Below are 11,429 nucleotides of genomic sequence, written 5' to 3'. Positions count from 1 at the left end.
CCTATACCCCAAAGCTTTCGCCGCAGCCGCATTCATTCTGGGCTTTCGGGTTATGAAATTTGAATAACTGGTTTAAGCCTTCACGGACGTAGTCCACTTCGGTGCCATCGATAAAGGGCATGGCCTGCAGCGCGACGTACAATCTTGCGCCGTCGGTCTCGAACACCAGGTCATCTTTCTCGGGTTCGGTGACGGTATCAAGCACGTAACCGAAACCTGCGCAGCCGGTCTGTTTGACACCTAAACGCACGCCAAGGATCTCGGGCTTTTTCGCCACCAGCTCGTGAATATGTGCCGCCGCCGCTGGCGTGAGCGTTAACCCGCGCCAGGCGAAATCGGCAGGATTAAAGGTTTCTGAATGCAGTTCCATAGGTCCACCTCATCTGATAAGCCATCAGGGCATAACACCATGTTAGTGATAACGATTATCACTTCAACCCTCTGTCAGCAGGGGCATTCGGCTAAACCGCCCTTTTTGCCTACTTTTATTAAGCATAGACCCTGTGACAAGATGCAGGCAGGATGGATTTAATTGTTCAATGCATTGATTAATAATGCATTTCGTCGTGGGGTTTGTGGCGGAGAGGTGAAAAGTAAAATATGCATCGGAAATGCCTATTTTTGAGATAGCCGCTTTGATTATCGTGAACTCAGTCTAACAGATGCGATTTGGCGCACTAAAAGAAGGCCAGGGCTTCAGGTGCCCGGCCAGCAAGCGCTCCTCAGCAGTAGACAACCTGTTGATGCGAGTCTTTTTCTGAAAATCATACACTCACTCTGGATCACATTATTAATCACTGTAGCATTAACCACACTCTTGCAAAGGAAGTAAGGTGGCATATGGCGTTACAGGGAAAGATGATTCTGAATGGCGCAGATTACGCGCCTTTCAATCTGTATGGTGTGGGCGTGTTCATGGCGCATTCCGGGTTGGGAGCCAACAGAAACAATGCCAGTTGCGGACATGTCGCCAATACTGGCCCTATTCCCCCGGGGAAATACTGGATTGTTGATCGCAGGGAGGGTAACTGGTTCTCCCAAAAAAAAGAGGAGATTCACGATGCAGCTAACAGATTTATTGGCCGAAATGCTTTTGGTAAATCTGACTGGTTTGCTTTGTGGCGTGATGACTGGGGTATAGATGATTACGCATGGATAGAAAATGTAAAACGTGGAAATTTCCGACTACATCCCGGCACGGTTTCAAAGGGATGCATAACTATCGCCAACATGTCTGATTTTGCGATGATTCATAACGCGCTAATGAGTACATCGCTTATTCAGGTTCCATGCATGCGGTCACTCATGGCGCGGGGATGGGTGGAGGTAGTAGCGGGTGGCTACATTAAAAATCCTTGCTCGTAGGGCAAGTAAAATTATTTATTTTCTCATTTTATTATTTGCGATAGGCCATATACTACCGGGTCCTGAGTCATATATTAACTATGATTTAGCCCGAACAACAGCAATCACTATCACCGGAAATGAAAATGCTGAATCTATGTATGATGCTTATTCATTCATTGACTGGCTTGCAATGCTAATCATCACTACCTCTTTCTATATTTTAACAATGAAGTTAACCAAAAAACTAAGGAAATAATAAAATGCCTATACCTCCCTATATGTGGCTTAAAGACGATGGCGGTGCAGATATCAAAGGATCTGTTGACGTACAAGATCGTGAAGGAAGCATTGAAATTATCGGCCTGAGCCATGGTATAAATTTGCCCGTTGACAGCGCTAACGGCAAAATCACCGGCACCCGCCAACATTCATCTATGATAATTGAAAAAGAAGTTGATAGCTCTACGCCATATCTTTACAAGGCTGCAGCAACCGGGCAAACGCTGAAAAGCGCAGAAATAAGGTTTTATCACATCAATGATGCAGGCCAGGAGGTCTGCTACTATACCGTTCTTATGGAGAATGTGAAATTAACTGGCGTCCACTGCAGCGTTCCAAATGTTAAGCTGGCGGGAAACGATAAAATGAATCACATAGAAAGCGTCAGCATTCAATATGAAAAAATCACCTGGAGAATTCTTGACGGTAATATTCAATTTTCAGATGCATGGAATGAGCGCCATACTCGCTGAGTATTAATAAGGGGACACAGTCCCCTATTGAACAAGTAGCCAACTGCAAAGCCCCAGAAAAAATTAGATGTTCTTTAAAATTAGCCGGGTAAATCTCATCTGCAGGAATAATGCCTATTCTTGAGATAGATTTTGCATGGAAAGAGACAAAAACAAAAAAAGGCCCTCAAGGCCTCTTACACTCAATGATGGAATGAGACAGCAAAACCCTGCTCACGCCAGTGGTCGAGCTGTTCCTGCTGTCGAGGCGTTGGCGATTTCCCCGTCCAGACGAAGATTTTCTGCCCCGGGAAAAGCTCGGGACGCGGCGAATCAATCGGTTCTGCCAGGACATCAATGTGCCAGCCCTTCTGCGATAAGCGCGCGGCTTCAAGCCACAGATGGGTGCGGTCATCACACTCCCAGCCAATCAGAAGCGCATCTTTACCGGCTTTTTTGCGGGACTCCGCCAGGCTTGCGATCGCGAATTCGATCAGGACCCCGTCAAACAGGCTCGCCATGTGACGCACGGTATTTTGGTCCTGGTTCATCCGCTGACGGACGGGAGAAATAATATTGTCAATCAGGGCGTCTATCGGGTGATCGCGGCGGAACTCACCGACTTTGGCACGCAGCTTTGCCGGGCTGGCATAGCGCAGAACGGTCATCATCTCTTCCTGGAACGAGACCCAGTTACCCTGAGTCAAAACTTCCTTGTTTTCCAGCAAGGCTTTTACTTTCCCGACCGAAACGCCACTCTTCATCAGGCGTTTGATCTCTTCGATACGCAGGATATCTTCATCGTCAAACTGACGATGACCCCCTTCGCTGCGCTGCGGCTTCAACAATCCATAACGGCGCTGCCAGGCACGCAGCGTAACGGGGTTGATACCGCATCGTTCGGCCACTTCGCCGATACTGTAATAGGCCATTAACTCCCTCACGCTCAGAACTTCCATACCTAACTGCACCAACCTTATCAGATTGTACACACCATTTGTATAACTAAGACCGCATTTTGAACGGGTGAATGGCTTACGACGCCATTCACCTGTTAATACATTGTTGTATAAAATTTACCGTTCGTACAGTTACGTCTGTCCGATTGTGTACAGCTTTATCACAATTCGAACTTTTTCTCCGGCCACGCAATGGCTGGAATCCCGCCGTGCCGGGGGCTGGCAAAAAGATGCCCCTGGAACTGGGAAATCCCCGCAGATTCCAGCCACATCCACTCTTCCGCCTTCTCTACTCCAACCGCGCAGAACTGGATTTCAAGCGAGGAACAGCATTTGATGATGGCCTGAATAATGGCCTGTCGGGGGCCACTTTTATGCACGTTCGCGACCAAATCACGATTAATCTTAATTCTGTCAGGCTGGAAGTGGGCCAGTAGCTGCAGCCCGGCAAAACCGGCACCAAAGTGATCGATCGTCACGCTGATACCCGCGCTTTTTAACTGCCTGACCGAATCCGTGAACTCATCAAAGCGGGAAATGGCTTCGCTCTCGGTGAACTCCACCACGATTTGTTCAGGTACAAAACCGTTTGCTTCGATCGCGGTAAGCAGAAAATCCACGGCGTTGGGAATGTTAACCAGCGTCATAGGCAGCAGGTTAAGGGATAACGTCTGGTCCTGTAACCCCAGCGCGCTGGCCATGGAGAGCGCCACCTGCTTGCTTTGCAAATCGGAAGCGTAGACTTCCTCATGCGGAAGGCTGGCGAAATAAGCCCCCGGCGAGTCGCCGGACGGGGTGCGGAGAAGCGCCTCCCAGGAGACAACCTGCTGCATAAATGGATCGACTATCGGCTGGAACGCGAAGCTGCAATCCGCCCCCTTCGCGACCACCTCAGGTTGCGCGGACAAGCGCGTTTCTTCGCGAACGAATTCCCATGAGTCCGCAGGCGGCAGTTCAAAATAGTTCGCTTTTTCCGTGGCCTCGACAAAGGTGCGGAAAAACTGCAGAGGGCGGTCGTTATACGTCAGCTGGTAGCGTGTCGTCCCCTTATTGAGCACCTGCTGCAGTACCTCGTCCCTGTCGAAGTGGCGCAAATCAAAAAGCTCCATACCTACGTTGCCAAAACGCCGGACAGGCCCGTGATCGCGCATTAACTCGACCACGTTATGGTGGCGCGGGTCGTTGCAGATCTGCTCATAGATAGCCGAAACGTGCTCAACCGGCCCTTCCAGCAGTTGAAAAAAATGTGTGCCGTTAAACAGCAAGATCCCCGTGACATTGGATTGCCGATTTTTACGATTTGCAGCAGCGACCATTGCTTCCAGCGCTTTCACTGGAACGTCCTCGCAGATATGACTGCGGTAAATGATGGTTGTGAGCATGCTATTCCTGGGGGTTAGGGTTTTGGCCACGAAAGACGTGGGTAATGTTCATTTATAGCACATTAATTGCCTGACAAATAATTTACATCTCAACCATTTACGGCAGTTAATGAGACCTTTTGACTCGGCTGTACAACTTACCAGCACATACGCTTTTTGTACAATATATCCTGCACTCCACCCCCATCACAACGCCAACCCAACGCAATGAAAAATAAATGATTTATAAGATATATCGTAAAAAATCTAAAAAATTGTACATTTTAGATGTACAGATTTGAAAATTATGTATACCTTAAATGTAACGTTACTGATTACAAAATTTTACAGGAGCGAAACATGCAGCAGAAAGGTTACGTCGCAGATTCCGCAGCAGCAATCGCACAGTACTTCGAAAAGGCCGCGCTTCCTACCCAGCAGGAAACGCTGGGGCAGGTGGTTGTTGAAATTCTCAGCGACGGGCGAAACCTTAATCGCAAATCGCTTTGTACAAAATTGCTGAGTCGCCTCGAAAAGGCCGACGGCCCGGAAGAGGAAGAGCATTACCACATGCTGCTTGGTCTGCTCTTCGAACGGTAAGGATATGAATAGCAGTAACGCAGACCGACTGATAGACCAGCTTATCGGTGAAGCCGTTCTCTCTCTTCTGAAAGAGCGGGGACCGGTGACAACTGAAGGCTTGCTACAGCGTCTGCGGGTCATGAAAGAACATGAAAAGGATCCCCAGCGGCGGGAGACACTTGCGGTGGTGATTGCCGAGATCGGCTCAAACAGCACCGCCTTTACACGTCGCAGAACCGCGCAAGGACGAACGAAAAGAGAGGGATCTCTCAACGATACCCGAGACAATGTTGTGCCGTTATTTGGTAGTGGAAAACCGTCCGATCCCAAAAAAATACATTGACTGCAATTTAACAGCTACGGTGAGAACAAATGAGACAAAATATTCAGCTTCAACCCGAATACCACTCTGCTTTTTTAGACAGTGCGCTGGCGGAGTATTTCCGCCATGCAGGCGATCGTTTTGCTGAAGAGTCCGCTATTTTTTCTACTGCAGTACGCTGTGTTCTGGCCTCCGAAGGGCATCTGTCCAATAAGGCGATCATCCTCTGGCTCATTCAGACGCTGGAAGCCACCAACGACGTGGTTCAGGCGGATGTGATTCGCAAGACGCTGGAAATCGTGGTGGGTTACACGATGGACGATCTCTGAGTTCCTGCTCGCCACGCCCCCTAACGTGTCATCGTCAAAACTGACGATCGGCCTGACGATGACACGCGCCCTCCCCGCATAACGCCCTGTAATCCACGCAAAATCAACCTGGCACGGTTCCTGCTTATTTACTCATACGGGACTGGGTTTCCAGTCAACTTTGCTTCATTTCTTAACAGGTCTGTTATTGATGAAAAAGATCGCCAGCGTCTGCCCGTACTGCGGTGCAGGCTGTAAATTGAACCTTGTCGTTGAAAATAACCGTATCATCCGTGCCGAAGCAGCGGCGGGAGTCACAAACCAGGGCACTTTATGTCTGAAAGGATTTTACGGCTGGGACTTCCTTAACGATACCCGTCTGCTCACCCCTCGCCTCACCCAGCCCATGATCCGCTACCGCAAAGGCGAAGCCTTCGCCCCTGTTACCTGGGAAGAGGCGATCCGCTACACCGCCCACAGGCTCAGCAGTATTAAAGCGCAGCACGGGCCGCGGTCGATCATGACCACCGGCTCCTCGCGCGGAACCGGCAATGAAACCAACTATGTGATGCAAAAGTTTGCCCGCGCGGTGCTGAACACCAACAACGTGGACTGCTGTGCGCGCGTCTGTCATGGCCCGTCCGTCGCCGGTTTACAGGAAACGCTCGGTAACGGCGCGATGAGCAACTCCATTAGCGATATTGAAAACTCAAAATGCCTGCTGGTCTTTGGCTATAACTGCGCGGACTCCCACCCAATCGTCGCCCGCCGCGTGCTGAAAGCGCGTGAAAACGGCGCAAAAATTATCGTCTGCGATCCGCGGCGTATTGAAACGGCGCGTATTGCCGACCAACATCTGCAGCTGAAAAATGGCAGCAACATGGCGCTGGTGAACGCCTTTGGCTATGTGCTGCTGGAAGAGGAGCTGTACGATAAAAGCTACGTGGCGCGCTTTACGGAGGGGCTTGAGGCCTACCGGCAAACGGTAAAAGATTATGCGCCGGAGCAGGTCGAACATCTTACCGGCATCCCCGCCCGTGACGTCCGCCAGGCAATGCGCACCTTCGCGGCGGCCCCTTCCGCCACCGTGATGTGGGGGATGGGCGTGACCCAGTTTGGTCAGGCTGTGGATGTGGTCAAAGGGCTGTCCAGCCTGGCGCTGCTGACCGGGAATCTCGGTCGCCCCGCCGTCGGCGTCGGGCCGGTGCGCGGTCAGAACAACGTCCAGGGTGCCTGCGATATGGGCGTTCTGCCGAATATGTTCCCCGGCTATCAGGATGTGACCGATCCGGCGGTCAGGCAGAAGTTCGCCAACGCCTGGGGAATTGACGTCAATGCGATGGACGATCGCGTCGGGACGCGCATTACCGAAGTGCCGCACCTTGCGCTGGAAGGCAAGGTTAAGGCCTATTACATCATGGGAGAAGATCCGCTTCAGACCGAAGCCGATCTTGGCCTGGTGCGCAGCGGTTTTGAGGCGCTCGATTTTGTCGTGGTTCAGGACATCTTTATGACCAAAACGGCAGAGGTGGCGGACGTTCTGCTCCCGGCCACGTCCTGGGGTGAACACGGCGGCGTCTTTACCTGTGCCGATCGCGGCTTCCAGCGTTTTGGCAAAGCCATCGACGCCAGCGGCAACGTGAAGCGCGACTGGGAGATCATCAGCCTGCTCGCCACCGAGATGGGCTACCCGATGCATTATGACTCCTACCAGCAAATCTGGGACGAGATGCGCGCGCTGTGCCCGCTCTTCTACGGCGTGACGTATGAAAAAATGGGCGAGATGGGCCACGTGCAGTGGCCCTGCCCGACGCTGGATCACCCCGGTACGCCGTACCTGTACAAAGACAATCAGTTCGACACGCCGAGCGGTAAAGGGCAACTCTTTGCCGCACCGTGGCGCGCGCCGGCGGAAACCCCGGATGCGGATTTCCCGCTGGTGCTGTGTACGGTACGCGAGGTGGGACACTACTCCTGCCGCTCCATGACCGGGAACTGCGCCGCGCTGCAAAGCCTGGCCGACGAGCCGGGTCGGGTGCAAATGAACCCTGCCGATGCAGAAAAGCTGGGCATTACTGACGGGCAGCTGGTCTGGGTACGTTCACGTCGCGGGAAAGTGATTACCCGCGCCAGCATCAGCGAGCGTATCAACGCCGGGGCCGTCTATATGACCTATCAGTGGTGGATTGGCGCCTGCAACGAGCTGACCCAGGACAACCTCGATCCCATCTCCAAAACCCCGGAAACGAAGTACTGCGCGGTGCAGCTGGAGGCGATTGAGGACCAGCGCTGGGCGGAGGACTATGCCGCGTCGGCGTATCAGTCCATGAAGTCGCGGCTGATTAACGCGGTGAATATCTAAGGGAAACACCCTGTAGCTTCTGGTCTACCCGGCCCAAGGATAAGTGTTTTTGGCGCCGGGTAAACACTAACGAAACTGCTCTAATGCTTCGCGAAACAAATTGGGGTTACAGCGTTTTTCCAGTAAGCGGTTCAGGAGCTCAAGCAACTCGTGTTCACTGCTCAGGTTGAACTTATGCATAACAGCATACTTATGGGCATAGATCGTCTTTGGCGTGAGCATCATCTCTCTGGCTATGTTTTTGACGGATTCCCCCTTGTAAAGACCGGCCATAATATTGAGTTCGCGCTGTGATAATGTTTTATGCTTACAGCTTTCACAGGCTTTTAAAAAGACAGGGATAGCTGACGCACTGTAGGCCACCCATGCCTGACGGAATACCCTTTTCAACAGATAGAGTGGTGCTGAGCGTGATACAAAATAAGTCTGCTGAATGCAGAACGGTAAAAATGATGATGACGGTTCTTCCGCTTCAGTAATACCAATGATGACGCATTTACGCGCACTTTTTAATTCTGGAAAGCAGGTATGGTGTTCACCCTTACTGAACGCATAAACGATAATTTCCGCCCGGGCAATATCCTCAGGCACATAGCCGTTGAGAAAATGGACATTTTTCGCATATTCATTTTTAAAAAAATCGCCAATAAATGACCTAAGGCTATGGTGATATAAAAAATCTTCTTCTTTAATTAAAACATTTATCATTTATCAGACCGGGACATAATCAATACTGAACCTTTTCTCAGGCCAAAGAAATCCTTGCATTAAATTGCATCCTGTACCCTGAGCCAATGCAAGTAGTTCGTTATCTTCGATGCCCTCTATAAGCACCTGCTCTACCATCAACGAGCAGTAGGCAATCATTGACTTTAATACCCATGGGGAACCTCTGTTTTCCCATAGGCTCATTTTATCTACCTTGACACCGTCAAATAAACAAATGCGTTCACCCAGCAGTGACAAATGCTCATGTTTAATATCATCCAGCCATATCTTTGCACCTGTATTTTTTATTTTTTGATGCATGGAGTAAAAAACCTCCTGTTCTTTTTTTGACAATGAAATAAAATTACAGGGATCTTGTATCTCAATAACAATGCCAGAGTGCAGGCTGGGCAATAGTTCATCAATCAAAACTGAACGGCAGAGTAATTTCGCAGGCACATTAATAAAATAGGCTTCACTATCTACACACAGAGAAGCTATACGCAACTGCCAGCGTAATAAACGAAAGCTAGCATTTAACGACATCTTTTCAAAAAAGGTTTCGCAGTCGATCCCCTGGCGTAAGGCACTTAGCATTTCCCATGCCTTTATCTTTTTTTCCTGTGAAGAATAGATAGGCTGGAACCGAACACCACATATAGCATGCTCAAGCAAGGAATTTATCAGCATGGAAGTCTCAAACTTATTTTTCTTGGAAAAGATATTTCAGCCGTTATTGATAGGTAAAATCAACGTTCATTACCGACAGGAACGTTCCGGCAGTGGAATTTCCTTGCGGCGTAAACATTCTCGCTGACAGCGGAAATGTTGAGCTGCGCGTGCTGCTATCGACATTCACCTGCATTGTGCTGTTTACGCTATATGTTGTCGCATGATCCCTGCTGGCGATACGTAATGCAACATTGTTGCTGGTCCCGCTGTTTTTCCATGCCGTGGGATCTTGCGTATCTGCATTACCGGTAAATTTGGCCGTTACGCTGCTGGTGCCAGCAGGACAGTTTTGCACCAGCAGATCAAAATCAGACCAGACGGCACCGTCACCGGCATTGATGAGATTCTGCTTGGTATCTTCCCCCAGATTGACCACTTTAGAAACGGTGCCCGTGTCAACGACACACGGGCTGGCAATGACCTGGCCGGAAATATTAATATTGGAGTCCGCTCTACCCATTAGCGGTAAGGTTAAAAAAACCAATACGATCGAATAATTTTTTATAAACATAGCACACCTCTGGCACCCGCTTATAAGCGGGCGTTCAGCTTTAATCATAATTAATCAGTTATATTGCATGGTGGCAACAATAACGGAATTAATGGTTCCCGGCATGACGCTACCCGATGCAGAATAAGCTTTTGCCTGCATAGCTAACGAGGCGGTACGATCGCCTTGAACGGTTTGGGTCACAGAACTCCCGTTCCCCAACAGATTGCCATTGCTGGCCTGATACAGCCCCACCGCTACGTTAGTCGCGGTCCCTGTGCTCTTATAATAGTTGGCACCTGCGACAGGGTCCGGCGTTCCGCTGAAGGTTACTTGCACACTACTCGTTCCTACAGGGCATGCTGTTATCGGAAGAGTAAATGCCACGGGGGTAGAGGTTGCTCCCGCACTGGCAAGTGTAGAGGCCTGAATAGTCGAACCTAAATCCACGTTCAGGTTGGCACTTCCTCCATTGATTACGCAAGGAGAAGCAACAATAGTACCCGTAACGTTAATATTTACCGTATCAGCCGCCATGGATGAAAAAGATACCATCGCCGCAATAGCCATAAGTTTAAAATTCATGATTTACCCTCCTATTGATAAGTAATATTTAATGTTGCGGTTGCATTCGCCGTACCTGGACTCACTGCCGTCTTAGTTTGATAATAACGGGCTACGATTGGGAATGACTCCAGCCCACCGCCAGATTGCTTAAGGAAAACGGTATTATTAAGATTGAGAGGTGTGCCACCATATAATATTTGCACCCCCACTCCCTGTGCCACCCCCGGACCACCCTGGCCCGATAAGGCTAAAACGCTGGTATTGGCCACATCAGGGTTTTGCTGTCCACTTAAAGAAATGTTGATATTTGCGCCAGGATTGCAGCTCAATCCGAGATTCTGGGCAACCTGAGCATTGGCTGGCGTTGTACCCACTGTTGAGCCAAAGCTTGTCGCAGGGATATTACCTATCGGAAAACTCAGCGAGCCCGAAGAAAGACTGCAGGCAAGTGTCGTAATGCTTCCGCCAGTAATGTTCCATGTCGCAATGAAAAATTGGTTTGAAATAGATATGTTAGCAATTTGTCCACTGCGAAGTGCACCTGATACAGCTGGAGCGGTAGTCCTGACCAACTCAACTTTATACATATAAGAAGCACTATAGCTGCCAATAGTAAATGACATCGGAAAGTAATGATGGAAACCGCCGCCTGAATCATTTTCTGACACACGAATGCCGTATCCACTTACGCCTATATCATAGAGACTATTCCCAAGGGAACTACCACTCATCGCTTCCTGATAATTATTCGTGGAATCAGTACATGAGAAATTCACATTGTAAATACCCGACTGTGCAGCGACAACCGTTCCCGGCGCCACATCGCGCTGCGCAGTAATTGTACTAAAATTCAAATTAAAGTTTTGCGCAGAGATATTGTTCGTACAGCCTGCAAAGCTTTCTACGGATATTAATGTCAAAAGCAACAGCAAAAAATATTTAAATGCATTCATTTTCTTT

General features: G+C 49.6%; 15 protein-coding genes. 7 read left to right on the top strand and 8 right to left on the bottom strand.

Annotated elements, in window-relative coordinates; translation table 11 throughout:
* Position 1 precedes the first annotated feature (1 nt).
* Positions 2 to 370, bottom strand: coding sequence for a Fe-S cluster assembly scaffold SufA (gene sufA / locus ACMGGQ_RS07385; protein WP_045910307.1), 369 nt, complete (start codon positions 368 to 370; stop codon positions 2 to 4).
* Positions 371 to 840: 470 nt separating this feature from the next.
* Between sufA and ACMGGQ_RS07380 the strand changes: the two genes are divergently transcribed.
* From ACMGGQ_RS07380 to ACMGGQ_RS07370, 3 genes are read left to right on the top strand one after another with little or no spacing between them, the layout of a single operon-like run.
* Positions 841 to 1,365, top strand: coding sequence for a DUF2778 domain-containing protein (locus tag ACMGGQ_RS07380; RefSeq protein ID WP_045910306.1), 525 nt, complete (start codon positions 841 to 843; stop codon positions 1,363 to 1,365).
* Positions 1,337 to 1,603, top strand: coding sequence for a hypothetical protein (locus ACMGGQ_RS07375; protein ID WP_072052292.1), 267 nt, complete (start codon positions 1,337 to 1,339; stop codon positions 1,601 to 1,603). The genes ACMGGQ_RS07380 and ACMGGQ_RS07375 overlap by 29 nt, the downstream gene beginning before the upstream one ends.
* A gap of 4 nt (positions 1,604 to 1,607) precedes the next feature.
* Positions 1,608 to 2,099 carry an Hcp family type VI secretion system effector gene (locus ACMGGQ_RS07370; protein ID WP_420289779.1) on the top strand — a complete coding sequence of 164 codons (492 nt, stop codon included), beginning with the start codon at positions 1,608 to 1,610 and terminating at the stop codon, positions 2,097 to 2,099.
* A 182-nt stretch (positions 2,100 to 2,281) separates the two neighbouring features.
* Here the strand turns inward: ACMGGQ_RS07370 and ACMGGQ_RS07365 are convergent, their stop codons facing one another.
* Both ACMGGQ_RS07365 and ACMGGQ_RS07360 read right to left on the bottom strand, forming a co-directional pair.
* Positions 2,282 to 3,010, bottom strand: a complete 729-nt coding sequence (locus tag ACMGGQ_RS07365) for a MerR family transcriptional regulator (RefSeq protein WP_039266180.1) — start codon at positions 3,008 to 3,010, stop codon at positions 2,282 to 2,284.
* A gap of 188 nt (positions 3,011 to 3,198) precedes the next feature.
* On the bottom strand, positions 3,199 to 4,419 hold the full coding sequence (locus tag ACMGGQ_RS07360) for a diguanylate phosphodiesterase (RefSeq protein WP_045910304.1): 1,221 nt from the start codon (positions 4,417 to 4,419) through the stop codon (positions 3,199 to 3,201).
* A gap of 339 nt (positions 4,420 to 4,758) precedes the next feature.
* On the opposite strand from ACMGGQ_RS07360, the gene ycgZ reads away from it, so the two are divergent.
* From ycgZ to fdhF, 4 genes are all read left to right on the top strand, one after another.
* Positions 4,759 to 4,998, top strand: a complete 240-nt coding sequence (gene ycgZ, locus ACMGGQ_RS07355) for a regulatory protein YcgZ (RefSeq protein ID WP_008500634.1) — start codon at positions 4,759 to 4,761, stop codon at positions 4,996 to 4,998.
* Positions 4,999 to 5,002: 4 nt separating this feature from the next.
* Positions 5,003 to 5,323 carry a hypothetical protein gene (locus ACMGGQ_RS07350; RefSeq protein ID WP_045910303.1) on the top strand — a complete coding sequence of 107 codons (321 nt, stop codon included), beginning with the start codon at positions 5,003 to 5,005 and terminating at the stop codon, positions 5,321 to 5,323.
* A gap of 29 nt (positions 5,324 to 5,352) precedes the next feature.
* Entirely contained in the window at positions 5,353 to 5,631 is a 279-nt protein-coding gene (locus tag ACMGGQ_RS07345; protein WP_023327185.1) for a biofilm development regulator YmgB/AriR family protein, read from the top strand.
* Between the two features lie 190 nt (positions 5,632 to 5,821).
* On the top strand, positions 5,822 to 7,972 hold the full coding sequence (fdhF, locus tag ACMGGQ_RS07340) for a formate dehydrogenase subunit alpha (protein WP_420289778.1): 2,151 nt from the start codon (positions 5,822 to 5,824) through the stop codon (positions 7,970 to 7,972).
* A 66-nt stretch (positions 7,973 to 8,038) separates the two neighbouring features.
* On the opposite strand, the gene ACMGGQ_RS07335 is transcribed toward fdhF, so the two are convergent.
* Genes ACMGGQ_RS07335 through ACMGGQ_RS07315 form a run of 5 tightly spaced genes read right to left on the bottom strand, consistent with a single transcriptional unit; the run spans position 8,039 to position 11,422 of the window.
* Positions 8,039 to 8,680, bottom strand: a complete 642-nt coding sequence (locus tag ACMGGQ_RS07335; protein WP_069719389.1) for a LuxR C-terminal-related transcriptional regulator — start codon at positions 8,678 to 8,680, stop codon at positions 8,039 to 8,041.
* A 3-nt stretch (positions 8,681 to 8,683) separates the two neighbouring features.
* On the bottom strand, positions 8,684 to 9,370 hold the full coding sequence (locus ACMGGQ_RS07330; RefSeq protein ID WP_072052291.1) for an EAL domain-containing protein: 687 nt from the start codon (positions 9,368 to 9,370) through the stop codon (positions 8,684 to 8,686).
* A 43-nt stretch (positions 9,371 to 9,413) separates the two neighbouring features.
* Positions 9,414 to 9,923: a fimbrial protein gene (locus ACMGGQ_RS07325; protein WP_420289777.1), complete on the bottom strand. Its 510-nt coding sequence runs from the start codon at positions 9,921 to 9,923 to the stop codon at positions 9,414 to 9,416.
* Between the two features lie 54 nt (positions 9,924 to 9,977).
* On the bottom strand, positions 9,978 to 10,487 hold the full coding sequence (locus tag ACMGGQ_RS07320; protein WP_045910298.1) for a fimbrial protein: 510 nt from the start codon (positions 10,485 to 10,487) through the stop codon (positions 9,978 to 9,980).
* 11 nt (positions 10,488 to 10,498) lie between these two features.
* Positions 10,499 to 11,422 carry a fimbrial protein gene (locus ACMGGQ_RS07315; protein WP_072052290.1) on the bottom strand — a complete coding sequence of 308 codons (924 nt, stop codon included), beginning with the start codon at positions 11,420 to 11,422 and terminating at the stop codon, positions 10,499 to 10,501.
* Positions 11,423 to 11,429: the final 7 nt, after the last annotated feature.

The organism is Enterobacter sp. BNK-13 (assembly GCF_048685015.1).
In the GTDB taxonomy this organism is placed as follows: Bacteria; Pseudomonadota; Gammaproteobacteria; order Enterobacterales; family Enterobacteriaceae; genus Enterobacter; species Enterobacter quasiroggenkampii.
This window is presented reverse-complemented; position numbering and strand designations above follow the sequence as displayed.